A 26,066-nucleotide genomic window follows, 5' to 3' on the forward strand; every position below is an offset into this window, starting at 1 on the left:
AGCGTCGTGCTCCGGGGCCTATGACTTGAACCGCGCTCAGCCCTTCACGACGATGTTGATGATCCGGCCCGGCACATACACTTCCTTGACGGTGTCCTTGCCCTCCACGAAGCGGGCCACGTCCGGGTTCGCGCGGGCCGCCGCCATCGCCTCGTCCTGGGTGGCCGCCCTGGAGATGGTGACCTGTCCGCGCACCTTGCCGCTCACCTGCACGCCGATGGTGATGGTGTCGCGCGTGGCGGCTGCCTCGTCCACGGCGGGCCACGACTGCGTGTGCACGCTGCCCGGCTGCCCGCGCTGCGTCCAGATCTCCTCCGCGATGTGCGGCACCAGTGGCGCCAGCATGCGGCCGAAGATGTCCAGCGCCTCGTCCCATGCGGGCGTGCCGAACACCGGCGCGCGTTTGGCCTTCACCAGCGTGTTCGTCAGTTCCATCAGCGCGGCGACGATGGTGTTGAAGCTCAGGCGCTCGAAGTCTGCGCCGACCTTCTTCAGGGTGCTGTGCACCGCGTAGCGCAACTCGGCCTCGGTCACGGTCTCGGCGGGGCCGCTGCTTCCGGTCTCGAAGTACAGGTTCCACACGCGGCTCAGCCACTTGGCGGGGCCGTTGATACCCTGCGGGTCCCACGGGCCGCCCAGTTCCCACGGCGCGATGAACATCAGGTAGGTGCGCACGGTGTCGGCGCCGTACTCGCGCACCAAGTCGTCCGGATCGACGACGTTGCCGCGCGACTTGCTCATCTTCTCGCCGTCCTCGCCCAGGATCATGCCCTGGTTGCGCAGCCGCGCGAAGGGTTCGCTGTGCGCGGTCAGACCCATGTCGCGCATCACCTTGATCCAGAAGCGCGAGTACAGCAGGTGCAGGATCGCGTGCTCGATGCCGCCGGTGTACAGGCCCACCGGCATCATGCCGTCCTTGGCGGGATCGAAGGGCGCGGTGTCGTCGTGCGGGGACAGGAAGCGGTACATGTACCAGCTGGAGTCCACGAAGGTGTCCATGGTGTCGGTGTCGCGCTCGGCCGGGCCGCCGCACACGGGGCAGGTGGTGCTCAGCCACGCCGTGTCCAGCTTCAGTGGGCTCTGGCCGCCCGGGGTGAAGGCCACGTTGTCCGGCAGCCGCACGGGCAGCTGGTCCTCGGGCACCGGCTGCGCGCCATGCTCCGGGCAGTACACGAAGGGAATGGGCGTGCCCCAGTAGCGCTGCCGGGCGAACAGCCAGTCGCGCAGGCGGTAGGTGGTCTTCGCGCGCGCGATACCGCGCTCCTCCAGCCGCGCGACGATGCCGGCGATGCTCGCCTTGCCGCCGCTCAGGCCGTCGAACTCGCCGGAGTTCACGATGCGTCCCTCGCCGGTGTAGGCCTCGGCCGCGTCCGCCGCCATCGGCTCGGCACCGTCGGGGCGGATCACCTCGCGGATGTCCAGGCCGAAGCGCCGGGCGAACGCGAAGTCACGCTCGTCGTGTGCCGGCACCGCCATGATCGAGCCGGTGCCGTACGTGACCAGCACGTAGTCGGCCACCCAGATCGGCAGCTGGTGCCCGGTGATCGGGTGCGTGGCGTACGACCCGGTGAACACGCCGGTCTTCTCGCCCTCCTGCTGGCGCTCGACGTCCGTCTTGCGCCCGGCGGCGGCCACGTACGCCTCGACCTCGGCCCGCTGCTCGCCCGTGGTCAGGGCCGCCACCTTGGCGTGCTCGGGGGCCAGCACCATGAAGGTCGCGCCCATCAGGGTGTCCGGGCGGGTCGTGAACACGGTCTCTTCCCCCGCCGGCGTGTCGAAGGTCACCTCGGCGCCCACCGACTTGCCGATCCAGTTGGTCTGCATGAGCCGCACCTTCTCGGGCATGTCGGTGTCCGCGAAGTCCAGCAGCTCGTCGGCGTAGTCCGTGATCTTCATGTACCACTGGCTCAGGTTGCGCCGCTCGACCGCGGTGCCGCAGCGCTCGCAGCGGCCGTTCACGACCTGCTCGTTCGCCAGCACCGTCTGGTCTTTGGGGCACCAGTTCACCGGGCCGTCTTTCTTGTACGCCAGGCCGCGCTTGTAGAACTGAATGAAGAACCACTGGTTCCAGCGGTAGTACTCGGGGTCGCTGGTGGCAAAGCGGCGGCTCCAGTCGATCATGGTGCCCATGCGCTGGAACTGCCCGACCATGTACTCGATGTTCGCGTATGTCCACCCCGCGGGATCGACGCCGTTCTTGATCGCCGCGTTCTCGGCCGGCAGCCCGAAGGCGTCGAAGCCCATCGGGAACAGCACGTTGTAGCCGCGCATCCGCAGCCAGCGCGCCCGCGCGTCCGGCGCCACGTTCGCGTACCAGTGCCCGATGTGCAGGTTGCCCGACGGGTACGGGAACATGGTCAGCGCGTAGAACTTCTCGCCCGGCGCGTTCTCGTCGAAGGTGTACAGCCCGGCCTGCGCCCACGCGTCCTGCCACTTCTGCTCGATGGCGTGCGGGTTGTACCGCTCCATACGCGGCTCGGGAATGCTAATGGGACTCGCTTCGTTGGTGTGGGTCATGGGGAACTCCTTGGAACCGTGAGGTCAAAAAAACGCCCCGGCACGGGGCCGGGGACGCTCGAACGCAGCCTGTGGCTACTCGAGTCGTCCCCAGGTGCGAAGCGCAGAGCGGATCATGGCTCCAGTTTAGCCCATGATCGCCGGGCCTGCATCCGCCGTCCGGACCATCACCCCAGCCGCAGCCACAGGGCGATCAGGCCGACCAGCAGCACGGGCGGCGTGAGCACCAGGCCGGCGCGCAGGTACTCGCCCCAGGACACGCTCAGGCCGCGTCCCTTCAGCACGTGCAGCCACAGCAGCGTGGCGAGGCTCCCGATGGGCGTGAGCTTCGGCCCGATGTCTGCGCCGACGACCGCGCCGTACACCAGGGCCTGCTGCGCGTGTCCGCTCACGCCGCTGCCCTGGATGCCCAGGATGGCGGTCAGCAGGGCCGGCAGGTTGTTCAGGCCGGCGCTGAGCCCGGCCACACTCAGGCCCGACGCGAGGACGGCCGGCAGCGTGCCGTGTGCCGCCCAGCCCGCCAGCCACGCGCCGTACGCGCCGGTCACGCCTGCGCCGCGCAGGCCGTACACGACCGTGTACATGGCGAGGCTGAACGCCACGACGTTCCACGGCGCGCTGCGCAGCACCGCCCGGCTTCCCACGTTCCCGCTGCGCGCGGCGACGATCCACACGATCACGGCGCAGGTGCCGACCACGGCGCTCAGGGGCACGCCGTGGCCCTCGGCCAGGAACGCGCCCGCCAGCAGCAGCGGCGTGACCAGCCACCCGGTACGGAACACGCCCCAGGACTTCACGGCGCTGGCGGGGTCCGGCAGGGCCGTGAGGTCGTAGCGGCGGGGCAGCGTCCGGCCGTACACCAGCAGCAGGGTGCCCAGGCACGCGAGCACCACCGCGGCGTCCACCGGCAGCATCACGCCCGCGTAGGGGCCGAAGCCCAGCCGGAACGCGTCGGCGGCGATGATGTTGGTCAGGTTGCTGACGGTCAGGGGCAGGCTCGCGGCGTCCACCACGAAGCCCACCGCCAGGGCGACCGTCAGGGTCGCGGCCCGGTTCAGCTCCAGCAGCGCGGCGAGTTCCAGCACGATGGGCGTGAGGATCAGCACCCCGCCGTCGTTGGCGAAGAGGGCCGCGACCACCGCGCTGAACACCACCAGCAGCGCCAGCAGCCGCCGGCCGCTCCCGCCGCCCCAGCGCGCCACGTGCAGGGCTGCCCAGCGGAACAGGCCCGCCGCGTCGAGCAGCAGGCTCAGCACGATCAGGCCCACCAGGCTCAGGGTGGCGTTCCACGTGGCATGCCACAGGGTGGGTAGGTCGCCCAGGTGCACCACGCCGGTCGCCAGGGCTGCCAGCGCGCCCAGCGTGGCCGCCCGCGCCGGGCCGATCCCAAGGGGCCGCCAGATCACCACGGCGACGGTCAACAGCACGAGCAGGATCGCGAGCATCGCCCGCACCCTAGCGGGCAGGGTGGGGGCGGCTCCACTGCCACCTATCCAAGCCCGCTCGAAATCGCGGTTGTCAACCACAGATGAGCCGCGCGTGCGTGGCGCATCACCCTACAGTGGTCTATGACCGAAATCCGGGCACTGACTGGCATCCGGGCGATCGCGGCTCTGTGGGTGGTCCTGCACCACTATTACGAGTTTCTCGTGAAGCTGTGGCCGCCCCTGACCGTGATCGAGCCCGTCGCCGCTGGCGGCCGGCTTGGGGTGGAGCTGTTCTTCACGCTGTCGGGGTTCATCCTGACCTACACCTACGTGGACAAGTTCCGTGTGCCCACGGTGCCCGAGTACAAGCGCTTCCTGAATGCCCGCTTGGCGCGTCTGTATCCGGTACATCTGATGTGTCTGGCCGGGCTGGCGGTCATCGTTGCGGCCGGTCATCTGCTCCACCTGAACCTCAGAACCGGTGACATGTACACGCTGTCCGGCCTGCTCGCCAGCGTGTTCCTGGTGCAGGCGTGGGGTGACCATGCCTACGCGACGTGGAATTTCGTCGCGTGGTCCGTCAGCGCCGAGTGGTTCGCTTACCTGACGTTCCCGCTCACGGCCCTGTTGTTCTGGCGGGTCCGGACCATGTGGAGCGCGGTGCTGATCGCCGCCGTCGCGCTGGTCGTGACCATCATGCTGTTCCAGTACGGCGGCCTGTCGGCGGTGAGCCCTTTCGATCACCGTGGCCTGCTGCGGATCATCGGGTGCTTCCTGGCGGGCGCGATGATGTACTGGCTGTACCGGCACGGCGTCGGCCGCACGTGGGCCTGGTCGGTGCTGGTGCCGGTGAACGCCCTGCTGATCATCGTGGGCCTGTACGTCACCTCGGCGGCCACGGCGACGCTGCCTTGGTTCGCGCTGCTGATGCCGACCCTGATCCTGGGGCTGGCGTGGCATGACCGCGGCGCGCTCACGACCCGTCCGGCGCTGTACTGGGGCCGCGTGAGCTACTCGCTGTACATGACCCACCTGATCGTCAAGCAGGTCGTGGGCGAGGTGCTGCCGCCGGAGCGCTTCATGGGCAGCGTGGTGGGCTCGGTCGTCGGCACGCTGGTCTACCTGGTGCCGGTCGCGGTCGTCGCCATGCTGATGTACCACGTCGTCGAGGAACCGGGCCGGCGCCTGATCCGCCGTGTCGGATCACGGCGTGTGCAGCCGGCGGTGGCCAGCTGAGCCCCGGCCCCGCGCGTCACGGCGCGGGGGTCATTCCTGGCTGGTGATAAACGGCAGGTTGCGGTCGTACTGCGCGCGGTCCAGGCCGTAGCCGTACACGAAGGCGTCGGGGATGGTAAAGCCCAGGTACTCGACGGGCACCTCGACCTTGCGGCGGCTGGGCTTGCTCAGCAGCGCGGCGACCTTCAGGCTGGCCGGGCCGCGTCCCTCCAGGTACTGGAGCAGGTAATTCATGGTGATGCCGGTGTCCACGATGTCCTCGACCAGGATCACGTGGCGGCCCGACAGCGGGAACTGCAGGTCCTTGACGAGCCGGACCTCGCCGCTCGACTGCTTGGCGTTGCCGTAGGAGCTGGCCTGCAGGAAGTCGATGGTGCACGGCACGCCCAGCGCCCGGACGAGGTCCGCGTGGAACATGAACGCGCCGTTCAGCACGCAGATCAGGTGAGGTTCGCGGCCGTGGTAGTCGTCGCGGATCTTCGCGGCGAGCTCGTGGATACGGGCCTGGAGCTGCTCCTGGGTGATCTGGACGGGGCCGGTGCCGGGCGTGAGGCTCATAGGGGTCTCAGGCTAACATGCGGCCCCACGCGCTGGCCGGCGCCGCCCGTATACTCCGGCGCATGACGGGCCTGCCGAAGCTGAACCTGGAGAGCGTCCCCGGTGTGCTCGGCCGCATCGTGGCGGAGCGGGCCGCCGACTATGCGGACGTCAGCGCGGACGTGGGGCCGGCGCGCCCGGCGGCCCGGCGCTTCGAGGCGGCGCTGGCCGGGCCGGGCCTCGCGCTGATCGCGGAGGTCAAGCGTGCGAGCCCCAGCCAGGGCGCCATCGCGCTCCTCGACCCGGCGCAGGCCGCGCGGGCGTACGAGGTGGGCGGCGCGGCGGCCATCTCGTGCCTGACCGAGCCCCGCCACTTCGACGGCAACGCGCAGGCGCTGCTGGACGTGGTCGCCGCGGTAGACGTGCCGGTGCTGCGCAAGGATTTCGTGGTGCACCCCGCCATGCTGCGCGAGGCGGCCGAGTGGGGCGCGTCGGCGGCGCTGCTGATGGTCAGCGTGCTGCACGACGCGACCGGCGCGTACCTGGAGACCGCGCACACCCTGGGTCTGGACGCCCTGGTGGAGGTGCACAGCGAGCGCGAACTGGACATCGCCCTGGAGTGCGGCGCGCGGATCATCGGCGTGAACAACCGCGACCTCACCACGCTGCACATCGACCTGAACGTCAGTCCGCGTCTGATCCGCCGGGCGCGAGACGCGGGTTTCGCGGGCGTGCTGGTGGCGGAGAGCGGCTACCGGACCCCCGCCGACCTGGACACCGTGCGCGAGCTGGCCGACGCCGTGCTGGTCGGCACCAGCCTGGCGGGCAGCGGCGACCTGACGCGGGCGGCGCGTGACCTGATGGCCCCAACCTGATGACCGGGTGAGGTCACACCCCCGGCGACCCTCAACTTTGTGTGGGCGTTCGTTCAGACGCGACTGCCTACACTGGGAGGGATGACCACCGCCGTGCCCTCTCCGCCCCGCCACCTGCGCTGGGTGATCCTCGCTGTGGCGCTGCTGCTGCTGCTGGGTGTGGCGATGGTGCCGGACGTGCGGGACTTCCTGGCGCGCGGATATGCGGCGCTGCGCTCGACCGATCCGGCGGTCACGCACGCCTTCGTGGACTCGCTGGGATGGGCCGGACCGCTCGCGCTGGTGGCCGCGTTCATGATCCAGGCGGTGCTGCCGGTGCTGCCCGCCGTGTTCCTGATCGCCGTGACGGCGCGCGCGTACGGGCCGGTCGAGGGCTTTTTCATCGTGTACGCGGGCACGCTGCTGGGCGCGGCGGCCGGATACGCGCTGGGACGCGGCGTGGGCGACACGCTGGTGCGGTTGCTGGCAGGCGAGAAGGGGCAACGCAAGGCCCAGGCCTTTGCGGAGCGTTACGGCATCCAGGGCGTCCTGATGATCCGCCTGATGCCGGTGCTGTCCTCGGACGTGATGAACCTGGTGGCGGGCGCGGCGCGGATGGGCTTTCGGCCGTTCATGCTGGCCACGGCCGCGGGCGCGCTGCCGGTCACGGCGCTGGTCGTGTGGCTCAGCGGCAACACGCACCGCCTGCTCGTGGGACTGGTGGTGCTGTCGGCCGTGGTGGGCGGGGCGGCCCTGACGCGCTGGCTGCTGGCCCGCCGCGCGGCCCGGCGCACGCGGCCGCCGGTCGGGTAAACTGCGGGGAACCCCGTCCGGCTTGGCCGGGCGGCGGACCGCTGGGAGGGTCATGACGGACAGCAACAGGGGCGCTGCGGCGTCGGCGTATGAACGCGCGGGCGTCAGCATCGAGGCTGGGCACCGCGCTGTGGAACTGATGAAGGGCGCGGTGGCCCGCACGCACACCCCTGCCGTGCTGGGGGGCCTGGGCGGCTTCGGCGGACTGTTCCGCGCGGCTTTCGGGGACATGGTGGACCCGGTGCTGGTCGCCAGCACGGACGGCGTGGGCACCAAGACCAAGGTCGCCGTGAAGGTCGGCAAGCACGGTGGGCTGGGCGCCGACATCGTGAACCACTGCGTGAACGACATCCTGGTGCAGGGCGCGCGGCCGCTGTTCTTCCTGGATTACGTGGCGATGGGCACACTCCGCCCGGAGGTCGTGGCCGAGGTCGTGACCGGGGCCGCCCGGGCCTGCGAGGCGCTGGGCGTGGCCCTGCTGGGCGGCGAGACGGCCGAGATGCCCGGCGTGTACGTCGAGGGGGAACTCGACATCGTGGGCACCATCGTGGGTGTGGTGGACCGCCCGGCGCTGATCGACGGCTCGCGCATCGAGCCCGGCGACGCGGTGATCGCGCTGCCCAGCTCGGGCCTGCACACCAACGGCTTCTCGCTGGCACGCCTGGCGCTGGACGGCCTGGACTGGAATGAAGTCAGGGCCGATCTGGACGGCCGCACCCTGGCGGACGTGCTGCCCGTACCGCACCGCGCATATGTGGCCGCCTACGACGCCCTCCAGAGCGCCGGGGTGGACGTGCGCGGCATGGCGCACATCACTGGCGGCGGGCTGGTGGACAATCCGCCGCGGGTGTTCCCGGCGGGTGTGGGCATGCACATCGACACCACGTCGTGGACGGTGCCGCCCGTGTTCGAGCTGATCGTGGAGCGCGCACACGTCGAGCGCTCCGAGGCCTTCCGCGCGCTGAACATGGGCGTGGGCTTCCTGTTCATCGTGCCCGCCGCGCAGCGGGACACGGCCCTGAGCGCCCTGGGCGCGGCCGGCGAACGCCCGTGGGTGATCGGCCAGATGGTGCCCGGCTCGGGCGTGACCTTCGGCGGCCAGCCTTGAGCCAGCGGCTCGCCCCGACCGGCTTCACGCCTCCGGACCGCGCCAGCGCCACGGAGTTCTGGGTGATCCGGCACGGCGAGAGCACGTGGAACGCCGACGGCCGGTACCAGGGGCAGGCGGACGTGCCGCTGAGCCACATCGGCATCCTGCAGGCGGCCACGCTGGCCGAGCGCCTGACCGGGCAGCGGTTCGCGGCCGTGTACTCCAGCGATCTCAGGCGCGCGTCGCAGACGGCCCAGGCGGTGGCGGAGCGCCTGGAGGGAAACCCGCCGGTGCAGCTCGATCCGGGCCTGCGCGAGATCGACGTCGGGCAGCTCTCGGGGCTGGTGATCGCGGATATCCGCGCCCGGCACGCCGCGTATCTGGAGGCCCTGCGCGCCGATCCGTGGGCCACGCGGCGCCCCGGCGGTGAGAGCATGGAGGACCTGTACGGCCGCTGCGGCGCGGCCTTCCACGCGCTGCGCGCCCGGCATCCGGGGCAGCGGGTGCTGGTGTTCACGCACGGCGGCGTGGTGCGGGTGGCGGTGGGCCTGGCGCTGGGGGGCGTGCCGGCCAACGCGTGGTCGCGCCTGAGCGTCACGAACACCTCCATCACGCGCGTGCTGCTCGGCCACGACAGCGGCACGCTGCTGGGCTTCAACGACGACGCGCACCTGGAGAACCTGATCGAGGCGACCGAGGCGGACGACGTGCTCGGCCAGTCGCCGTGACCGCTGCTCCGGCCGACCTGGAGGGCCGCTACCGCGCCGGCGACCGCCGCGCCCTGGCCCGCGCCGTCACCCTGGCCGAGGCGGGCCTGCCGGGCGCGCGGCCCGTGCTGCGCGCCGCCCGTGCCCGCGCCGGGCACGCGGTCGTGCTGGGCGTGACCGGCAGCCCCGGCAGCGGCAAGAGCACGCTGGTGGCCGCCCTGATCGCGGCGCTGCGGGCGCGCGGGCAGCGGGTGGCGGTGCTGGCGGTGGACCCCAGCAGTCCGTACTCGGGCGGGGCGATCCTGGGCGACCGGATCCGCATGCTGCGGCACCACGCGGACGCCGGCGTGTTCGTGCGCTCGCTCGCCAGCCGCGGCGCGCTGGGCGGCCTGTCGGCGCGCACCATGCAGGTGCTGGCGCTGCTGGAGGGCGCCGGGCCGGTCGCCGCGGGCTTCGACTGGGTGATCCTCGAGACGGTCGGGGTCGGGCAGTCCGAGGTGGACGTGGCCGCCGCGTGCGACCACACCCTGCTGGTGCTGACGCCGGCCGGCGGGGACGGCGTGCAGGCCTTCAAGGCCGGGATCATGGAGATCGCCGACGTGATCGCTGTGAACAAGTCCGACCTGCCGGGAGCCGACCGCACCGTGCGCGAACTCCTGGCCGCGCAGGGCCTGGGCGCGCACGACGCGCACAGCTGGCTGGCCCCCGTCCGCAAGACCGTCGCCGAGAGGGAAGAGGGCGTGGACGCCGTGATCGCCGCCATCGAGGCGCACCGCGCGTGGCTGGGTGAGGCCGGCCTGCGCCGCCGCCGCGAGGCCCGCGCGGAGTTCGAGGTGCGCTCGCTGGTCCAGGAGCGCCTGCTGAAGCGTTCGCGCGAGGTCAGCCATGACCTGTACGCCCGCGTGGCCGCCGGCGACCTGGACGCCGAGGCGGCCGCCGACGAACTCCTGGGGCGCGCGTGACGGCCCGCACCCTCGCGCCGTGGCTGCTGGGCTTCCTGACCGCGCAGCGCGTGCTGGAACTGCGCGTCGCCCGCGCCAACGAACGCTGGGCGCGCGCGCACGGTGCGGTCGAATCCGGCCGCGAGCACTACCCGCTGTTCTTCGTGCTGCACCCCGCGTGGATGCTCAGCACCTATATAGAGGGCCGGCGCTCACGCGGGAGTGTGAACGTGCCCGCCCTGCTGCTGTTCGTGCTGGCGCAGCCGCTGCGCTACTGGGTGATCCGCACGCTGGGCCGCTACTGGAACACCCGCATCCTGATCGTGCCGGGCGGCACGCGCGTCACGGGCGGGCCGTTCCGGTACCTCAAGCACCCGAACTACGCGGTCGTGGCGCTGGAACTCGCCACCGCGCCCCTGGCCGTGGGCGCGTGGCGCAGCGCCCTGGCCTTCACGTTGCTGAACGCCGCGCTGCTGCTCCTGATCCGCATTCCTGCCGAGGAGCGCGCGCTGGCCGCGTATGGAGGCGACCCGCCCGCTCAGGGCTGAGGAAAGCGCCGCTCCATCACCAGGCCGCGTGGCGTGTCGGCCAGCTGCACCGCGGGCAGGATATGCAGGCCCTGCAACTCCAGGCGCGAGCGGCCCGGCTCGTTCGTCCGCTCGACCGCGCACGCCACCCACTGCACCAGGTAGCCCAGCTTGGAGGCGTGCACCACGACCTCCAGTTCCGGCAGGCCGTCCGTGAAGTGTTCGGTGACGATCACCGCCTGCTGGGTGCGCTCGGCGGGTTCGGCGCCGAAGGTCCACCACCCGGACTCCGGATCGCGGTGCACCAGCACGGCGGGCGTGCCGCGCAGCGCCGCGAGCGCCCGCGCCAGCGCCTCGGCGCCGGGCAGGCCGATCACCGCGTCGAATTCGGGCAGGCCCACCACGAACTCGTCCACGACGCTCTGGACGTCTTTCTCGCTCAGGTTGTGCAACCGGGACATCAACCGCTCCTCGCTGGGCAACAGGGACGAGACCACGGAACGGAATGACGACGCCATGGCGTCATGTTAGCGGAGTCCCGCCCGTCCAGACACCATCCCCCGGCGGCGTGGTCGCCGGCTGGCGGGCCGCCGCGCCCGCGCAGTAGCGTGCGGGACATGCAGGCCACCGCGACCGTCACCGCCGCCCGCCACGCCACGACCATCGCCGTGGCCGTGACCGCCGGGCACTTCATCAACGACGCGTACGGCGCGATGCTCACTCCCCTGACGCCCGCACTGCAAAGCCGCTACGGGGTCAGCATCGCCGCCGTCACCCTGCTCGCCAGCGTGTTCAGCCTGACCAGTTCGGTGCTCCAGCCGCTGCTGGGCATCCTCGGCGAGCGGCTCGACCGCCGGTATGCCGCCGCGCTGGGGCCGCTCATGACCGGCGTGGGCCTGACGCTGATGGGCTTCGTGCCGTGGTTCGGCGCGCTGGTGCTGCTGGTGGCCGTGGCGGGTTTCGGCAGCGGCTTCTTTCACCCGGCCGGCGCGGCGTATGTGGCGCAGTCCAGCCCGCCGGACAAACGCGGGCTGTGGGCCAGCGTGTTCAGCGCGGGCGGCACCGGCGGCATGGCGCTCGGCCCGGTGTTCGCCAGCGTCGGCCTCACGCACCTGCCGTGGTTCGCGCTGATCGGCGTCATCGTCGCCGCGCTGACCTTCGCGGTCACGCCCAGCGGCACCCAGCAGGCCCGGCGCGTGTCCGTGGCCGAGTACGTCGGCATCTTCCGCGGCCCGCTGGTGTGGCTGTGGGCCATGGCCGTGCTGCGCTCGCTCGCCAGCATGGGTTACAACGCCATGCTGCCATTCATCCTGCTCGGCCGGGGCTACGGCGCCCGTGAGGTCGCCATCACCCTCGCGGTGTTCGCCGTGTCCAGCGCCATCGGCGGCATCGTCGGGGGCCGCCTCAGCGACCGCTACGGGCGCACGCCGGTGCTGCGCGGCGCGATCCTCAGCACCCTGCCGTTCTTCGCCGCGCTGATCCTGAGCAGTCCCGCAAACTGGTGGTTCTACCCGCTCACGTTCATGGTGGGCGCGGCCGTGAACGCCAGCATTCCCGTCGGGGTCGTCACCGCGCAGGAGTACGCGCCGCAGCACGTCGCGGTCGCCAGCAGCATCATGATGGGCTTCTCGTGGGGCTTCGCGGGCCTGCTGGTGTTCGTGGTGGGCGCCCTGGCCGACGCCACCACGCCCACCGTGGCCGCGCTGTGCGCGCTCGCCCTGCTGGTGCCCAGCGCCGTGATCGCCACGCGGCTCCCCGAGCCGGCCAGAACCGCGTTCCGGTAAACCGTCCGCCCGGCGCCGCGAAAACCGCTACCGTCAGGGCCGGGAGGCGACGTGCGCGAATTCCATGCCCTGCTCCGCGAGTGGGAAACCTTCTATCTGCTGCTCGGCACCGCCGGGGCCACGCTGGCCGGTCTGATGTTCATCGCCGTGACGGTCGGTGAGCGCCTGACGCGGCGCACGCGCATGCCGCTGCTGCGCGCTCACCTCGATCCGGCGCTGCTGGCCCTGCTGCTCACGCTGATCCTGAGCGCCACGCTGCTGATGCCCAGCCTGACGCGCTTCTGGTTCGGGACCGTGCTGGTCGGCTCGGGTGCGGGCGGCGTGATCTACATGCTGGCCGTGCAGCGCGCCCTGCCGCCCCCGAAGCGCCGACGCTGGGACGGGCCGGACTGGATGTGGTACGCCGTGGCCCCGCTGCTCAGCAGCGGCCTGCTGATCGCGGCGGGCGCCCTGGCCTTCACCGGGCAGTCGCGCGCGGCCCTGACCACCGCCGCGCTGACCCTGATCCTGCTGCTGCTGATGGGCGTGCGCAACGCGTGGGATCTGGTGACCTTCAGCATCATGATGGACAGCCCGGAGCCGGGCCACGACGCCACCCCGCGCGACCCGCCGCCCGCGTGACCGGGCGGCGCGCTCAGTCCGCCGCGACGACCTCGCGGCCCTCGGCGCGGCGCACCGCGTCCATGATCAGCGCCAGGGCCTGACGGCGCCGGGCGGGATCGGGCACGTTCACGCTCAGGATCAGCTCGTCGGCCGCCGTGGCCTGCGCCAGGGCCAGCAGCTTTCCGGCCACCGTGTCCGGATCGCCGATGACCGCGCGGCGCCGCATGCCGTCCGCCACGGCGCGCTCCTGCGGCGTGTACGGGTACGCCTTCGCTTCCTCCACGGTGGGGAAGGGCGCACGCTCGCCGCGCGTCAGGCGCAGGAACATCAGGCCCAGCGGGAGGCTCTGCTCCTCGGCCTCGGCGGCCGTGGACGCCGTCACCACGCTGGCCGCCACGATCACGCGTGGTGCCGGGAACGCCGCGGACGGCTCGAAGGCGGCGCGGTACACGTCCGCCGCGTGCCGGGCCAGCGCCGTGTCCGGGTTGATGTGCCACGCGAAGGCCAGCCCCGCGCCCACCTGCGCCGCCACCCGCGCGCCGTGCCCGCTGCTGCTGAGAATCCACAGCGGCGGAAACAGCTCCTCGCCCGCCGGCGCCGCCACGGTGCCCGCGAACGGATGACCGGCCGGGAAGTCGCCGGTGCCGTACGCGATCAGGTCCGCGAGCTGGTGCTCGAAGGGCTCGTCCATCAGCATGCCCTGACCGCGCAGCGCCCGCGCGGTGCGGCCGTCCGTACCCGGCGCGCGGCCCAGCCCCAGGTCCACCCGGCCCGGTGCGAGGGCGCCGAGCAGCCGGTAGCCCTCCGCGACCGACAGCGGCGCGTGGTTCGGGAGCATCACGCCGCCCGAGCCCAGGCGGATGCTCGACGTGACCTGCGACGCCGCCGCCAGGATCGCCAGCGGCACGCTCGACGCCAGCGCGCCCATGTTGTGGTGCTCCGCGACCCAGTAGCGCGCGTAGCCCAGCGCCTCGGCCTCCTGCGCCAGCCGCAGCGCCTCGCGCACGCCCCCCGCCGCGTCCATCCCCAGCGGCACCGGCACCAGATCGAGAACGGACAGCGGCAGGGGAGAAGAAGGGCTCATGCAGCGGAGTGTGCTCCGGAAACCGGGCACAGACGCTGGGTTGGGTCACGAAGCGGGCGGTGCCTCACTGCGCCCGGCCGCCGCGCCACGCGCCGTACAGCGCCGTCATGAAGTGATCGGTGACCGAGCCGCCCAGGTGCTGCACAAGCTCGCCCACCTCACGCACGGCTGTGCCCGCCGCGGCCCACGTGGGAAATGTCCCGAACAGGGCGGTGGCCTGCGCCGCGTCCAACTCGACCGACCAGCGGAACAGCGCGTGCTGGACGTCGCCGAAGAACCCACCGATCTGGAGATCGGCCGTTCGGTCGTGGAGCTGGAGGGGAGCCACGCCCCTGTCCGAGACCAGGCCGTGCGCCTCCTCGATGCGGCGCAGGCCGGTGCGGAAGGGCGTGCTGTGCGCCGGGTCACCGAACAGCGTCCACCACACGGCCAGCGCTGCGCCGGCCCGGGTCGCGCGGGCGAGCTTCGGGACCATCACGGCCGGGTCGAGCCAGTGGAACGACGTGGCCGCGACCGCGAGGTCGTAGCGGTGGTCGGGCAGCCGCACATCATGTGCATTCCCGACGATGACCGTCAGGCGTGGGTCGGGCAGCGTCCGGCGCAGGTAGGCGGCCATCGTATCTCCCAGCTCCACGGCGTCGATGCTGGCCACGCCGCGCGCGAGCAGGTCGCGCGTCGCCTGCCCGGTGCCCGGCCCCAGTTCCAGCACCGTCATACCGGGCCGCAGGGCACCCCAGGCCTCCAGCTGGTCGTACAGGGCGGCCGGGTAGGCGGGACGCGCCGCGTGATACAGCGCGGCGACCCGGTCGAAATGCAGGTGGTCGCCAGCCATGCGGCCACTGTACCGGGCCGTGCGGGCGGGCAGATCGATGTTCCTCACACCCCTAGTCCACATGGTCCACGTGCCCATTCGTCCCGCGTGGCCGCGCCTATCCTGTGCCGTATGGAGCGCCGCCCTTGAACAACGACATTCCCGCGCACGTGCCCGGCGGGCAGGGCCAGGTGATGGCACACGCGGTGGACGCCTGCGTGCACTGCGGCTTCTGCCTGCCCGCGTGCCCCACCTACGCGCTGCTGGGCGATGAGATGGACAGCCCGCGCGGCCGCATCATCCTGATGAAGGAGGTGCTGGAGGGCGGCCTGCCGCTGATGGACGCCGCGCCGCATCTTGACCGCTGCCTCGGCTGTATGGGCTGCGTGACCGCGTGCCCCAGCGGCGTGCCGTACGGCGAACTGATCACGGCCTTCCGCGGCTGGAGCGAGCCGCGCCGGAACCGCAGCCCCCTCGACCGCGCCAAGCGCTACGCGATCCTGAAAGCCCTTCCCGCCCCGAAGCTGTTCAGCGTGGCGGCCCGCGTGGGCCAGTACGCCAAGCCGCTCGCGCCCGTCCTGCCCGACATGCTGCGGAGCCCGCTGGACCTGCTGCCCGAGCACGTGCCCGCCATGCAGCCCAGCCCGGCCCTCACGCCCGCGCGCGGCCAGCGGCGCGGCCGGGTGGCGTTTCTGGTCGGCTGCGCGCAGCAGGCGCTCACACCGAACTTCAATGCCGCGACCCTGCGGGTGCTCGCCCGCAACGGCATCGAGGTCGTGGTGCCGGACGGCCAGGGCTGCTGCGGCGCGGCGGCGCTGCACACCGGCGCGCGTGGCGAGGCCCTGAAGCTGGTGCGCGCGAACCTGGAGGCCTTCGACCCGGACGACTACGACGCGATCCTCTCCAACGCGGCCGGCTGCGGCGCGGGCCTGAAGGAATACCCGATGGTGCTCCGGGGCGAACCCGACGAGGCCCGCGCCCACGCCTTCGCCGCGAAGGTCATGGACATCAGCGAGTACCTGAACGGGCTGCTCCTGGACGGCACCCTGGAGCCGATGGTGCCCACGTCCAGGCCCCTGAACGTCGCGTATCACGACGCGTGCCACCTCGCCCACGCGCAGGGTGTGAAGGCCGCGCCGCGCGCCCTGCTGCGCGCCATTCCCGGCGTGACCGTGCTGGAAGTGCCGGAGGGCGACCTGTGCTGCGGCAGCGCCGGCACCTACAACCTCGAACAGCCGGAACTCGCCACCCAGCTCGGCCAGCGCAAGGCGAAGAACATCCTTTCGACCACGCCCGACGTGATCGCCAGCGGCAACATCGGCTGCCACACCCAGATCCAGAGCCATGTGCGGCGGCAGCGCAGCGCCGTGCCGGTCATGCACACCATCGAAGTGCTGGATCTGGCGTACCGGGGGGAACTGTGAGGAGGATGGAGCATAGAGGACGGAGGATGGACGAGAGAGGCAATTGCTTTTCCATCCTCTATCACCCATCCTCCCTCCATCACCCATCACCCATCCTCATCGCTGGAGGCGCCCCATGATGCCCGAGAAGCAGGCGCTCACCACGACCTCGCCGGTACGTGGGCCGGTGTCCGGCGGGCACGCCTCGAACGCGCTGGCGGCCGGGCTGACGCGGGCGCTGGGGCCGCGCAAGGTCCTCTCCAGCGTCTCGGAGCGGCTGAACTACCGCTACGACGCCATCCAGTTCGGCGTCACGCCGCTGTGCGTGGTGTTGCCGGAGAGCACGGCGGACGTGGTCGCGGTGGTCAGGGCGGCGCGGGCGGCGGGCGTTCCCATCGTCGGGCGCGGCGCGGCCAGCGGGCTGTCGGGCGGCGCGGCCCCGATGGTCGAGGCGGTGGTCGTCTCGTTCACGCGCATGACCCGGCTGGAGATCGACGCCGCGCGGCGTGAGGCGCGGGCGCAGCCGGGCGTCATCACCCTGAAGGTCTCGGAGGCGGCCAGGCCCTTCGGGCTGGTGTACCCGCCGGACCCGGCCAGTTTCCGCACCAGCACCATCGGCGGGAACCTGGGCGAGAACGCGGGCGGTCCGATGTGTTTCAAGTACGGTGTGACCGGCGACTACGTGAAGGCGCTGGAGTTCGTGGACGCGGACGGGGGCGTGCACACGCTCACGCGGGACGCCTACGACCTCGCCGGGCTGCTGATCGGCTCGGAGGGCACGCTGGGCCTGATCACGGACGCCACCCTGCGCCTGAGCACGCCCGCGCCCTACACGCGCACCCTGATGGCCCACTTCCCGGAGGTCGGGCAGGCGGCCGAGGCCGTGAGCAGCGCGATCGCGGCGGGCGCGGTGCCCAGCAAGCTGGAATTCATGGATCAGGCGTGCACCAACGCCATCGAGGACTACCTGCACCTGGGCCTCCCGCGCGACGCGGGTGCCCTGCTGCTGGTCGACACCGACGGCGACGATCTGGAGACCGTCGAGGAGGAGCGCGACCTCGTCGAGCGGGCGTGCCTCGCGGCGGGCGGTCAGGTGCGACGCGCGCATGGCGACGCCGAGGCCGCCGCGCTGTGGCAGGCGCGGCGCAGCGTGTCCCCGGCGCTGGGCCGCATCCGGCCGCAGCGCATGAACGAGGACATCGTGGTGCCGCGCAGCGCCCTGCCGGAGGTCGTGCGTGAGATCCGCGCCCTGGGCGACGCCTCGGGCCTCACGCTGGTGCAGTTCGGGCACATCGGGGACGGGAACCTGCACCCGAACATCCTCTTCGATCCGCGCCGCGAATCCGCCGAGGCTGTGCACGAGCTGGCCCACAAGATCGCGCTGGTCGCCATCCGGCACGGCGGCGTGCTCAGCGGCGAGCACGGCATCGGCACCATGAAACGCGACTTCATGCGCGATGCCGTCGATCCCGTCACGCTGGGCGCACTGCGCGACGTCAAACGTGCCCTCGATCCGGCCGGCGCACTGAACCCCGGCAAGATCCTGCCGGACGGGGAGGGGATGGAGCATGGATGACGGAGGATGCAAAGTGCGGGTGTCCATCCTCCATCCTCCATCCCCCATCCTCCGTGCCAGAGGCACGTCATGACCATCCTCGATCTCTCGCCCGGCGACCAGACCGTCACGGTCAGCGGCGAAACCGGGCTGCTGGAGGTCTACTCGGCGCTGCCGGCCGGGCTGTATCCGCCGTTCCCACCCGTCGAACTGCCGGGCGGCGTGGGCGGGCTGGTCGCGCGGGGCGGCTTCGGGCAGACCTTCTTCTTCGGGGCGGAGGTGCTGGGCGTGACGTTCCGCGCGCCGTCCGGGCGGGTCGTGCGGGCGGGCGGACGCACCGTGAAGAACGTGCAGGGCTACGACCTGACGCGGCCCTTCGTGGGCAGTTTCGGCGCGCTGGGTGACGCGCTGGAGGTCACGCTGCGGCTGCGGCCCGGCGTGACGTGGCGGCACGTGACCGCGCCTGGCACGCTGGCCGACGTGCCCACCCCCTCCGCCCGCTTCGCGTGGGAGCACGCGGGCACGGTCCACCTCCTGCACTTCGGCCATGCCCGCGAGGTCGAGCAGGCCCTCTCGGCCCTTCCCGGCGCGCGCGAGGAATCCGCCCACGCCGACCTCCGCTCCCTGTTCCCGGACGGCCTCGGCGTGGGCGATGGAGGGCCGCTGCGCGACGGGCGCTTCGGCTGGGTCAACGGGGGAGGGGCGCCCGCCATGCCCGCCTTGTTCGGCACCCTGGCGGCGAGTCTATAGAGGTGGTCGGAAGCGAGTCGCAATAGCGACATGGCGCGTCTTGGTCTCCTTTTATATTCCGGAGCGTTTATTGAATAGTTTTGCCTGAGGCAGCTCGAAAGATCTGAATCGGCGCGAGATCGACAGCCAGGACAGCATCCTGATCGTTCAGGTCACGGCGATCTTTCCACGCAGCCACGAATTGCGCCTGGCACACTTCACCAACTCGCAGGGCGGGATACCGGACAGTCAACCCGGAAGCGGAGGACTCAATGCAGTCGAACTCAAAAAATGCTGGATGTTCGGCAAACCGCCGTAGAGGCAAACGAAAACCTTGCTGCTCCGCGTAAAATGAGAGTCCGCATTCAGGATCAATCGTTCCGAGCACAAGCTGAGTCAATTCGTGCTCCCAGGATCGATAAATGACGGACTGTCCGGAACCCCACCCTGTCTCTGTCCAGAAGGGTTCTTCTCCCAACGAGCAAGTAAACTCCAGCACCTGACGCTGAGGCAGATCAAAGTCCGCCTGAACCGTCCAGATCACCCCCCAGCATTGATCTACGGTCTGTCCAGGTAGTAGACCTGGATCAAGCGTACCCAGCAGCAACTCGCCCCTTGCGCCAGCAACCTCAAACGTCGTGCGGATGAACGTGGTTCCGGGAACTGGTTGGAATTCATCCAGAGGGGTGGTGGCAGGATGGATGCTCGCCCTGAGCACAAGTTCTCCCAGCGGTGTGGAGACGGTCGCCGCGCCCTGACTGCCAATATCCCGCTCCTTCACAGCGCCCGCGTCTGGAACACCATCACGTCGCTGCCCCGCTCCAGCGGGCCGCCCTGAAACGAGCCGGTCACGCGCGGCGACTCGAAACCCGCGTAGCGCAGCAGCCACTCGACCTCGTAGCGGGTGTAGTAGCGCTGGGTCAGGGTGTAGTGGCGGCGCTTCAGGGTGCCGTCCTGGGCCGTGGTGTCCACGTGGTACTCGGTGGTGATGTGCTGCCGTACCTTGTCGTGCCGTTGCACCAGGAAGACGTCGGTGCGGCTGCCGTCCGGCGTGTGGAAGGTCTCGCCCTCGTGGCGCAGGGTGTTCGCCTTCCCGAAGCGCGGCACGTACAGGTCGAAGGCGAAGGGTGCCCCGGTCCGGAGGTGCGCGTGGATGTTTTCCAGCGCCTGGAGCTGCTCGTTCGGTGTGTACAGGTGCATCAGGGCGTTGAACGGCGCGATGGCGAGGGCAAACGTCGTGTCCAGCCGGAAGGTGCGGGCGTCGCCCTGCACGAAGGCCACGTTCAGGTGCTCCTTCTCGGCGCGCTCCTCACCGCGTTCGATCATGCGGCGGCTGGGTTCCAGCCCGGTCACGTTCACCCCGCGCCGCGTGAGGTACGCCGTGACGCGGCCGGTGCCGGCGCCGATTTCCAGCACCGGCCCCGCCGCCCGCTCGCCCAGCCCGGCGTAGAAGTGCAGGTCGTCGCGGTACAGGTCGTACTGGTGGTCGTACAGGTCGGCGAAGGCGTCGTAGTCCACGCTGCCGATCGTAGCGCCCTCACCCGAAGCGGTGCAGGAAGGCCCCCCGGGTCATGATGCTCAGCTGCGGCGGCCGCGCGTGCGGCGGCGAACCGTGGCCCAGCCGCAGGATGTTCGCCCACAGCCGCAGCCGGGCGGTGGTCGCAGGCGGCAGCGCCACGGTGTGGAAGCCGTGCCGGGCCATCAGCGGCCACAGGGCGCTCAGGCAGTACACGACCTGCACGTCCGCGTACTCGGGCCGGGTGCGCAGGTCGCGGGCCAGCAGGGCGAGGTCGCGCGCCCCCTGCACCATGCTGCGCGCGGCGCCCTGATCCACCAGCAGCGTGTTGTTCACGTGGAACTCCACGGCGGGCGTGCCGCGCGGCACCGCTGGGCCATCGTCCAGATGCACGCCGTCCAGCGGGAACGGGATGCGGGCCACCCGGAAGAGCGTGTCGGCCCGGTCGCCCAGGGGCCGGATGCCGCCGACGCGGTCAAACATCCGGTCCAGGGCCGCGAAGGCGCGGCGGCGCACGTCGGCGGGCGTGCCGGGCCGCAGGCCGGGCAGGTCGCGCAGGGTGGTGAGCGCGTAGCCCCGTGCCCGCAGATCGTCCAGCAACTCCGGGAGCATGGGCACCGTCACGCGCGCGCCCGGTCCTGCGTCGTGCAGGACGACCACAGCGCCCGGCGTCACGCGCCGCAGCAGCCCAGCCCGCACGGCGTCCGGGGTGGCGTGCGCGGCCCACTCACCGCCCTCGACGCTCCAGTGGGCGCCGGTCAGGCCCGCGCGGCGCTGGCCCAGCCACGTCGCCAGGGTGTAGGCCCCGTGCGGCGGGCGGTGCAGCGTGACCGGTCGGCCCGTGACGGCCGCGATGCGCCGCGCGGCGTCGCCGGGATCGCGCCATGCACCCCACGGACTGCGCCACCACGCGTGTACATGCTTCACGGCATGTGCCTCGACCTGATGACCCTCCGCGAGCATGCGGGCGATCAGCGCCGGCTGCGCCTCGGCCCGGCCGGCGAACACGAAGAAGGTCGCGTGGGCCTGGGCGCCGCGCAGCGCGTCCAGCACGGCGGGCGTGGTGACAGGGTCCGGGCCGTCGTCGAAGGTCAGGGCCAGCGCCCGGCGCGACTGCGGCCCGGCGCGCAGCACGCCCAGGTTGGCCCACTGCGCCAGCACGTACGGCACGCCGACGTACCCGGCCACCAGCCCGGCGAGCGCGCCCAGGGCAGCCCGGCGGGCGTTCACGCGCGGCCCGAGCGGCGCAGCAGCGCGGCGGCGACCCGGTCGGCGGCGTCCGGCACGCCCACGGCGCGGGCGGCTGCACTCATGGCAGGGTGGACATCGGCGTCCAGGGCGCGCAGTACCGCGCCGCGCAGATCGTGCCGGTCCCGCGCCCACGTGGCCGCGCCGTGCCGCACGAGGTAATCGGCGTTGTGCTCCTCCTGGCCGGGAATGGGTTCGTGCACCACGAAGGGCACGCCCAGGGCGGTCGCCTCCGCGACGGTCAGGCCCCCTGCCTTGCCCACCACCAGGTCCGTGGCGGCCAGCAGTTCCGGGAAGGCGGTGGAATACCCGAGCTGGTGGATGGTCGCGCCACCCACCTCCTCCACGCCGCGGCCCGTTGCGCCGGCCATCACCAGCACCTGCACCCGCCGGCCCAGCGACGCGAGCTCCGACACCACACCCGCCAGCGCCCGGTACGCGCCGGTGCCGCCGCCCGAGATCAGCACCAGCGGCTGGTCCGGACGCAGGCCGTGCTGCTCGCGCAGCGCGCCGCGGTCTGCGCCGATCAGACCGCGGTACACGGGCGCAATTGGAATGCCCGTCACCTCGATGCGGTCTTCGGGAATGCCCCAGCGGGCCATCTGCTCCCGCGCCTCCTCGCTCGGTACGAACACGGCGTTCGCCTCGGGCCGCGCCCAGTGATGGTGGATGCGGTAGTCGGTGACGACCAGCGCGTTCAGGAACGTCGCGCCTAATTGCTGCCCGGCCGCGTGCGCCAGCGCCACGGACGTCGGGTAGGAACTCAGTACGATCTCCGGCCGGGCCCGCCGCACGTCGCGGCGCATGCCGCCCAGGCCCAGCCACGAGAACGTGCCGGTCACGGCGCGCGGCTCGGAAGCGCGGTCGGTCCACTCGTAGAACGCGCGGTACATGCCGGGCGCGTGCCGCAGCCACAGGGCGTAGGTGCCGGCCGTGACGGCGCGCTCCAGCGGATTGAGATACGACAGGAAATCTGCGTGCAGCGCTTCGAGCGGCGGGCCGGCGGCGCGCAGGGCCAGGTCCACGGCGTGCTGCGCCTGGTGGTGTCCGTTGCCGAAGGACGCCGACAGGATCAGGGCGCGCAGCGGGGCCACGTCCGTCACGCTCGCCTCAGCAGCGCCAGCCCACCGGCGGCGAAGACCACGTTCGCCAGCCACACGCCCACCTCCGGCAGTGCGGGCACGACGGCCGCAACGGTCAGGCCCACGAAGAACAGCAGGTAGTACGCGACCGCGATGATCAGCGCGATGCCCAGGCTGACGCCCAGCGTCCGTCCGAAGCGCAGCGCGAAGGGCAGCGCGGCCAGCGCCAGCGCCAGATTCCCGAAGGGCAGGGCGAGCTTGCGGTTCAGGTTCACCCGCGCGGACTGCCGGTCGGCGGGCGTCGCGGCCGGATCGCGCAGCACCGTCAGCAACTCGGGCCAGCCCTGGGTGTCGGCCCCGATCACGTCGGCGTACTGGGCGAGCGTGCGCTTGCGGCTCAGGCCGGTGTCCACGTTCAGCGCGTCCGTGGCCTTCTCGGGAATCACCACGTTCGGGAACGCGGCCTGCACGGCCGTACGGAAGGCGGCTGGATCGTTCTCCGGCACCTTCGACAGCGCGGCGGCGGCGGCGTAGTCCACCGTGAACACGCCGTAGTCCAGCAGGCTCAGGCGGTTGTCCTCAAAGGTGCCGCGCCGCGCGAAGATCAGCGTGCCGGTGCGCGGAGAGTCCTTCGACCACTTCTCCAGCCGCACGTCCATCAGCTGCCGCGTGGCCGCGTCGTATCCGCCCAGCGAGAGCGTCAGGTTCCCGCCCAGGTCCACGGTGCGCCCCACGAGCTGCTGGAGCCCCGCGCCCGTCAGGGTGTCCCAGTACAGCGCGCGGGTCTCGACGTTCGCGCGGGGTGCTGCCCACAGGCTCAGCCACACGCCCAGCAGCGTGACCAGCAGGGCCACCACCGCCACCGGCCGCGCCGCGCGCCCCAGCGAGACGCCGCCGCCCTGCATGGCGACGAGTTCTCGCTCGGTGTTCAGGCGCCCGAAGGCCACGACGGTCATCAGGACAATGCCCATCGGCAGCACCTTGACCAGCGTGTCCGGCACCTGCGACGCGATCCAGCGCGCGATCAGCGCCACAGGTACGCCCGAGAGCCACTGGCTGGACACGAAGAAGTACCCGAACGACAGGATCGCCGTGAACAGCAGCGTGCCCGCCAGCAGCGGCGGGATCAGCTCGGCCGTGACGTAGCGGGTCAGTCGGGTCATGTCGGACGTCCGTGTTTCCAGGGCAGGCCGTGGACAGAGTGGTGGGCCCGTCTACCGCTCATGTCCGGTAGGTCACCCATAGGCGCTTCGCCCGGGGTCGTCTTCGGCCCACCATGGTTGCATATCAAGCGCTGCTTAGCCCTTCCCGACGGCGAACAGGATGGTCGCCTCGGCCGCCACCACGCCGTCCACCTCGGCGCGGCACGTGGTCTTGCCCAGGCCGCGGCGCGCGAACTCCAGCTTGGCGTGCAGGTGCAGCTGGTCGCCGGGCACCACCTTGCGCTTGAAGCGCGCGCCCTCGATGCCGGCCAGGTAGCCGATCATGCCGGGCTCCAGCGAGTCGCGCATGCAGAAGAAGCTCGCCTGCGCCAGCGCCTCGATGATCAGCACGCCGGGCATCACGGGTTCCTGCGGAAAGTGGCCGGGAAAGAACGGCTCGTTGATGCTGACGTTCTTCACGGCGTGCACCACTCCGCCCTCCACGCTCAGCACCCGGTCGACGAGCAGGAACGGAAAGCGGTGCGGCAGGGTCGTGAGGACGTCCTGAATCATGATCGGGTCCATGGAGGCTCCTTGATGGGGGCTGCGGGCTCTGGGCAACGAAAAGAGGAGACGCTGAGGGCGGTCTCCTCTCTGACCTGGAAACTCACAGTCCCTCAGCGGCGCAGGTAGTTGTCGCTGGACACCAGCGAGTCGCCCAGCACGGGGATCATCTCCAGCGCCATGCCGGTGCCGACCGCGACCGCCTCGACGGCGTTCTCGGCCACGGCCACCGGAATGCCGGTCGTCTGGCGCAGCAGCTCGTCGAAGTTGCGCAGCAGTGAGCCGCCGCCGGTCATCACGATGCCGCGGTCGATGATGTCGCTCACGAGTTCGGGAGGCGTGATCTCGAGCACACGCTTGACGCCCTCGACGATCTTCGTGACCGGCTCGGACAGCGCCTCGACCACGTCGCGGCTGTCCAGACTGATGGTCTTGGGCAGACCGTTCACGAGATCGCGGCCGCGCACCTCGGCGGTCAGGTTCTCGGCGTCGTCGAGCAGCATGGCCGCGCCGACCTTGACCTTGATCTCCTCGGCGGTGCGCTCACCGATCAGGACGTTGTGCTTGCGCCGCACGTAGCGGATGATGCTCTCGTCGAACTCGTTGCCGGCCACGCGCATGGATTCCGACACCACGATGCCGCCCAGCGAGATCACGGCGACGTCGGTGCTGCCGCCGCCGATGTCCACGACCATCGAGCCGATGGGTTCGGCGATCTTCAGGCCCGCGCCGATCGCGGCGGCGAGCGGTTCCTCGATCAGGAAGGCGCGCTTGGCGTTGGCGTTCAGCGCGGCCCGCAGCACGGCGCGTTTTTCCACGTCGCTGACATTGCTGGGCACGCCCACCATCAGCTGCGGCTTGAAGCCGAAGAGTCGCCCGGCGCTGCCCTGCACCTTCTGCAGGAACATGGTGATCATCTTCTCGGTCAGGCCCTCGTCGGCGATCACGCCGTCCTTGATGGGCCGCACAGCCACGATGCCGCCCGGCGTGCGCCCGATCATGCGGTACGCCTCCTCGCCCACGGCCTTGACCTGCTTGCTGTCGCGGGCCATGGCGATCACGCTGGGTTCCTGCAGCACCAGGCCGCGGCTCTTGCTGTAAATCAGGAACGTCGCCGTTCCCAGATCGATTCCGATGTCTTCTGACAGCCTCACACTCATCCTCCGGGGCAAACCATCCAATCGTAGCACGGTGGATGAGGACCGCCTGAACCGATCTTCAGGTGGCGCGGGAGCGCCAAAAGCCGCGTCAGGACCGCGGTTTGATGTAGGCGGCGAGCGCCGCGACCAGCCCGGTCACGCCGGTCAGGATGAGGGCGCGGTCCAGCGGCGCCGCCCGCTCCAGCCCGACCTGCGCCAGGGTGCTGGCGCTCAGGGTGCCGATGGAGCGCAGCAGCAGCGGCGAGTCGGTGTTCAAGGTCGCGAAGGCCCCCAGCGTCAGGGCGCCCAGCGCCAGCGCCAGAATGGCCAGGGCGACCACAGCCAGCCACGCGACGATTTTCAAGGCAGGTCCTTTCTCACGGTACCGGCGCATTCTAGAGGTGAACCCCAGCTCTGCCGTGAAGTAGTTCATACCGCGCGCCCCGGACCGGAGCTGGCTACACTCGGCGCATGCCGCTGCCCGCCCGCGTCCGCGTGACCCGCCCACCCCTACCGCTGGCCCCGGCGCTGCGCGTGGCCGCCGCCCGCCTGTGCCCGGGCGCACCGGTGGACGCCCTGGCCGGCGCGGCCCTGGCGATCGCGGGCGGTGCGGTGATCGGGGCGGCGCTGCGCTGGGAGGGCGGCGCGGCGCAGGCCGTCGAGACCGGGTGGCGGGGCCGGGGCATCGAGGACGCGTTGCAGGACGCCCTGACCGCTGCCGAAACCTAACGCCCGTTTGGTACGCTGGGGCATGACC

The 26,066-nt window shown here is 71.3% G+C and carries 27 protein-coding genes; 13 read left to right on the forward strand and 14 right to left on the reverse strand.

Translation table 11 applies throughout. The features are described from left to right. Positions 1-36 precede the first annotated feature (36 nt). Positions 37-2,517, reverse strand: coding sequence for a leucine--tRNA ligase (gene leuS / locus HNQ07_RS18275; protein ID WP_184114474.1), 2,481 nt, complete (start codon positions 2,515-2,517; stop codon positions 37-39). Between the two features lie 167 nt (positions 2,518-2,684). Continuing rightward, complete coding sequence (arsB, locus tag HNQ07_RS18280) at positions 2,685-3,962, reverse strand: arsenical efflux pump membrane protein ArsB (RefSeq protein ID WP_184114476.1); 1,278 nt, start codon at positions 3,960-3,962, stop codon at positions 2,685-2,687. Positions 3,963-4,085: 123 nt separating this feature from the next. Here arsB and HNQ07_RS18285 point away from each other — a divergent pair, with 123 nt between their 5' ends. Further along, entirely contained in the window at positions 4,086-5,180 is a 1,095-nt protein-coding gene (locus HNQ07_RS18285) for an acyltransferase family protein (protein ID WP_184114478.1), read from the forward strand. Positions 5,181-5,210: 30 nt separating this feature from the next. Here HNQ07_RS18285 and hpt read toward each other — a convergent pair whose 3' ends face one another. Beyond that, entirely contained in the window at positions 5,211-5,738 is a 528-nt protein-coding gene (gene hpt, locus HNQ07_RS18290) for a hypoxanthine phosphoribosyltransferase (RefSeq protein ID WP_184114480.1), read from the reverse strand. A gap of 62 nt (positions 5,739-5,800) precedes the next feature. Between hpt and trpC the strand changes: the two genes are divergently transcribed. The 6 genes from trpC (at position 5,801) to HNQ07_RS18320 (ending at position 10,670) form a co-directional block, all read left to right on the forward strand. Then, entirely contained in the window at positions 5,801-6,592 is a 792-nt protein-coding gene (gene trpC / locus HNQ07_RS18295; protein ID WP_184114482.1) for an indole-3-glycerol phosphate synthase TrpC, read from the forward strand. An 81-nt stretch (positions 6,593-6,673) separates the two neighbouring features. After that, positions 6,674-7,384 (forward strand): TVP38/TMEM64 family protein, encoded by a 711-nt coding sequence (locus HNQ07_RS18300; RefSeq protein WP_184114484.1) that lies wholly within the window; start codon positions 6,674-6,676, stop codon positions 7,382-7,384. A gap of 52 nt (positions 7,385-7,436) precedes the next feature. Continuing rightward, entirely contained in the window at positions 7,437-8,492 is a 1,056-nt protein-coding gene (gene purM, locus HNQ07_RS18305) for a phosphoribosylformylglycinamidine cyclo-ligase (RefSeq protein WP_184114486.1), read from the forward strand. Beyond that, positions 8,489-9,202, forward strand: coding sequence for a histidine phosphatase family protein (locus HNQ07_RS18310; protein ID WP_184114488.1), 714 nt, complete (start codon positions 8,489-8,491; stop codon positions 9,200-9,202). The genes purM and HNQ07_RS18310 overlap by 4 nt, the downstream gene beginning before the upstream one ends. After that, positions 9,199-10,143, forward strand: coding sequence for a methylmalonyl Co-A mutase-associated GTPase MeaB (gene meaB, locus HNQ07_RS18315; RefSeq protein WP_184114490.1), 945 nt, complete (start codon positions 9,199-9,201; stop codon positions 10,141-10,143). The genes HNQ07_RS18310 and meaB overlap by 4 nt, the downstream gene beginning before the upstream one ends. Further along, positions 10,140-10,670 (forward strand): isoprenylcysteine carboxyl methyltransferase family protein, encoded by a 531-nt coding sequence (locus HNQ07_RS18320; protein WP_184114492.1) that lies wholly within the window; start codon positions 10,140-10,142, stop codon positions 10,668-10,670. Before meaB ends, HNQ07_RS18320 begins: the two co-directional genes overlap by 4 nt. Here HNQ07_RS18320 and HNQ07_RS18325 read toward each other — a convergent pair. Continuing rightward, positions 10,661-11,110 (reverse strand): hypothetical protein, encoded by a 450-nt coding sequence (locus HNQ07_RS18325; protein ID WP_184114494.1) that lies wholly within the window; start codon positions 11,108-11,110, stop codon positions 10,661-10,663. The genes HNQ07_RS18320 and HNQ07_RS18325 overlap by 10 nt on opposite strands. Before the next feature lie 156 nt (positions 11,111-11,266). Between HNQ07_RS18325 and HNQ07_RS18330 the strand changes: the two genes are divergently transcribed. Next, positions 11,267-12,433, forward strand: coding sequence for an MFS transporter (locus tag HNQ07_RS18330; protein WP_184114496.1), 1,167 nt, complete (start codon positions 11,267-11,269; stop codon positions 12,431-12,433). A 51-nt stretch (positions 12,434-12,484) separates the two neighbouring features. After that, the gene (locus tag HNQ07_RS18335) at positions 12,485-13,054 is read left to right on the forward strand and encodes a hypothetical protein (protein ID WP_184114498.1); all 570 of its coding nucleotides are present in this window, start codon (positions 12,485-12,487) and stop codon (positions 13,052-13,054) included. A 13-nt stretch (positions 13,055-13,067) separates the two neighbouring features. Here the strand turns inward: HNQ07_RS18335 and HNQ07_RS18340 are convergent, their stop codons facing one another. Together HNQ07_RS18340 and HNQ07_RS18345 are read right to left on the reverse strand one after the other, a co-directional pair. Next, positions 13,068-14,120 (reverse strand): LLM class flavin-dependent oxidoreductase, encoded by a 1,053-nt coding sequence (locus tag HNQ07_RS18340; protein WP_184114500.1) that lies wholly within the window; start codon positions 14,118-14,120, stop codon positions 13,068-13,070. Positions 14,121-14,184: 64 nt separating this feature from the next. Continuing rightward, positions 14,185-15,000, reverse strand: coding sequence for a class I SAM-dependent methyltransferase (locus HNQ07_RS18345; RefSeq protein ID WP_184114502.1), 816 nt, complete (start codon positions 14,998-15,000; stop codon positions 14,185-14,187). A gap of 77 nt (positions 15,001-15,077) precedes the next feature. Between HNQ07_RS18345 and glcF the strand changes: the two genes are divergently transcribed. From glcF to HNQ07_RS18360, 3 genes are all read left to right on the forward strand, one after another. Continuing rightward, a complete protein-coding gene (glcF, locus tag HNQ07_RS18350) occupies positions 15,078-16,355 on the forward strand; it encodes a glycolate oxidase subunit GlcF (protein WP_184114504.1) in 1,278 nt (425 codons plus the stop codon). Between the two features lie 115 nt (positions 16,356-16,470). Then, positions 16,471-17,910: an FAD-binding oxidoreductase gene (locus HNQ07_RS18355; RefSeq protein WP_184114506.1), complete on the forward strand. Its 1,440-nt coding sequence runs from the start codon at positions 16,471-16,473 to the stop codon at positions 17,908-17,910. Positions 17,911-17,979: 69 nt separating this feature from the next. Next, positions 17,980-18,639, forward strand: coding sequence for an FAD-binding oxidoreductase (locus HNQ07_RS18360; protein ID WP_184114508.1), 660 nt, complete (start codon positions 17,980-17,982; stop codon positions 18,637-18,639). 67 nt (positions 18,640-18,706) lie between these two features. Here HNQ07_RS18360 and HNQ07_RS18365 read toward each other — a convergent pair whose 3' ends face one another. The 8 genes from HNQ07_RS18365 to HNQ07_RS18400 form a co-directional block, all read right to left on the reverse strand. Further along, the gene (locus HNQ07_RS18365) at positions 18,707-19,399 is read right to left on the reverse strand and encodes a hypothetical protein (RefSeq protein WP_184114510.1); all 693 of its coding nucleotides are present in this window, start codon (positions 19,397-19,399) and stop codon (positions 18,707-18,709) included. Then, positions 19,396-20,136, reverse strand: coding sequence for a class I SAM-dependent methyltransferase (locus HNQ07_RS18370; RefSeq protein ID WP_184114512.1), 741 nt, complete (start codon positions 20,134-20,136; stop codon positions 19,396-19,398). Before HNQ07_RS18370 ends, HNQ07_RS18365 begins: the two co-directional genes overlap by 4 nt. Before the next feature lie 19 nt (positions 20,137-20,155). After that, positions 20,156-21,364: a polysaccharide deacetylase family protein gene (locus tag HNQ07_RS18375; RefSeq protein WP_229832171.1), complete on the reverse strand. Its 1,209-nt coding sequence runs from the start codon at positions 21,362-21,364 to the stop codon at positions 20,156-20,158. Beyond that, positions 21,361-22,485 carry an MGDG synthase family glycosyltransferase gene (locus HNQ07_RS18380; RefSeq protein WP_229832173.1) on the reverse strand — a complete coding sequence of 375 codons (1,125 nt, stop codon included), beginning with the start codon at positions 22,483-22,485 and terminating at the stop codon, positions 21,361-21,363. Before HNQ07_RS18380 ends, HNQ07_RS18375 begins: the two co-directional genes overlap by 4 nt. After that, on the reverse strand, positions 22,482-23,627 hold the full coding sequence (locus HNQ07_RS18385) for an LptF/LptG family permease (protein ID WP_184114514.1): 1,146 nt from the start codon (positions 23,625-23,627) through the stop codon (positions 22,482-22,484). Before HNQ07_RS18385 ends, HNQ07_RS18380 begins: the two co-directional genes overlap by 4 nt. 135 nt (positions 23,628-23,762) lie before the next feature. Beyond that, a complete protein-coding gene (gene fabZ / locus HNQ07_RS18390) occupies positions 23,763-24,191 on the reverse strand; it encodes a 3-hydroxyacyl-ACP dehydratase FabZ (RefSeq protein WP_184114516.1) in 429 nt (142 codons plus the stop codon). A gap of 92 nt (positions 24,192-24,283) precedes the next feature. Next, the gene (locus HNQ07_RS18395; RefSeq protein ID WP_184114518.1) at positions 24,284-25,330 is read right to left on the reverse strand and encodes a rod shape-determining protein; all 1,047 of its coding nucleotides are present in this window, start codon (positions 25,328-25,330) and stop codon (positions 24,284-24,286) included. An 88-nt stretch (positions 25,331-25,418) separates the two neighbouring features. Next, complete coding sequence (locus tag HNQ07_RS18400; protein ID WP_184114520.1) at positions 25,419-25,673, reverse strand: hypothetical protein; 255 nt, start codon at positions 25,671-25,673, stop codon at positions 25,419-25,421. 107 nt (positions 25,674-25,780) lie between these two features. On the opposite strand from HNQ07_RS18400, the gene HNQ07_RS18405 reads away from it, so the two are divergent. Further along, positions 25,781-26,038 carry a hypothetical protein gene (locus HNQ07_RS18405; RefSeq protein WP_184114522.1) on the forward strand — a complete coding sequence of 86 codons (258 nt, stop codon included), beginning with the start codon at positions 25,781-25,783 and terminating at the stop codon, positions 26,036-26,038. Positions 26,039-26,066 lie beyond the last annotated feature (28 nt).

This window comes from Deinococcus metalli, from assembly GCF_014201805.1.
GTDB lineage: Bacteria > Deinococcota > Deinococci > Deinococcales > Deinococcaceae > Deinococcus > Deinococcus metalli.

Excerpts from the sequence above, each read along its gene's own strand:
- HNQ07_RS18325 (WP_184114494.1), bottom strand. The coding sequence starts at position 11,110 with ATGTCCCGGTTGCACAACCTGAGCGAGAAAGACGTCCAGAGCGTCGTG.
- purM (WP_184114486.1), top strand. The coding sequence starts at position 7,437 with ATGACGGACAGCAACAGGGGCGCTGCGGCGTCGGCGTATGAACGCGCG.
- arsB (WP_184114476.1), bottom strand. The coding sequence starts at position 3,962 with ATGCTCGCGATCCTGCTCGTGCTGTTGACCGTCGCCGTGGTGATCTGG.
- HNQ07_RS18395 (WP_184114518.1), bottom strand. The coding sequence starts at position 25,330 with ATGAGTGTGAGGCTGTCAGAAGACATCGGAATCGATCTGGGAACGGCG.
- HNQ07_RS18340 (WP_184114500.1), bottom strand. The coding sequence starts at position 14,120 with ATGAGCCCTTCTTCTCCCCTGCCGCTGTCCGTTCTCGATCTGGTGCCG.
- HNQ07_RS18330 (WP_184114496.1), top strand. The coding sequence starts at position 11,267 with ATGCAGGCCACCGCGACCGTCACCGCCGCCCGCCACGCCACGACCATC.
- hpt (WP_184114480.1), bottom strand. The coding sequence starts at position 5,738 with ATGAGCCTCACGCCCGGCACCGGCCCCGTCCAGATCACCCAGGAGCAG.
- fabZ (WP_184114516.1), bottom strand. The coding sequence starts at position 24,191 with ATGGACCCGATCATGATTCAGGACGTCCTCACGACCCTGCCGCACCGC.
- HNQ07_RS18360 (WP_184114508.1), top strand. The coding sequence starts at position 17,980 with ATGACCATCCTCGATCTCTCGCCCGGCGACCAGACCGTCACGGTCAGC.
- HNQ07_RS18285 (WP_184114478.1), top strand. The coding sequence starts at position 4,086 with ATGACCGAAATCCGGGCACTGACTGGCATCCGGGCGATCGCGGCTCTG.
- HNQ07_RS18385 (WP_184114514.1), bottom strand. The coding sequence starts at position 23,627 with ATGACCCGACTGACCCGCTACGTCACGGCCGAGCTGATCCCGCCGCTG.
- leuS (WP_184114474.1), bottom strand. The coding sequence starts at position 2,517 with ATGACCCACACCAACGAAGCGAGTCCCATTAGCATTCCCGAGCCGCGT.
- trpC (WP_184114482.1), top strand. The coding sequence starts at position 5,801 with ATGACGGGCCTGCCGAAGCTGAACCTGGAGAGCGTCCCCGGTGTGCTC.
- HNQ07_RS18405 (WP_184114522.1), top strand. The coding sequence starts at position 25,781 with ATGCCGCTGCCCGCCCGCGTCCGCGTGACCCGCCCACCCCTACCGCTG.
- HNQ07_RS18300 (WP_184114484.1), top strand. The coding sequence starts at position 6,674 with ATGACCACCGCCGTGCCCTCTCCGCCCCGCCACCTGCGCTGGGTGATC.
- HNQ07_RS18355 (WP_184114506.1), top strand. The coding sequence starts at position 16,471 with ATGATGCCCGAGAAGCAGGCGCTCACCACGACCTCGCCGGTACGTGGG.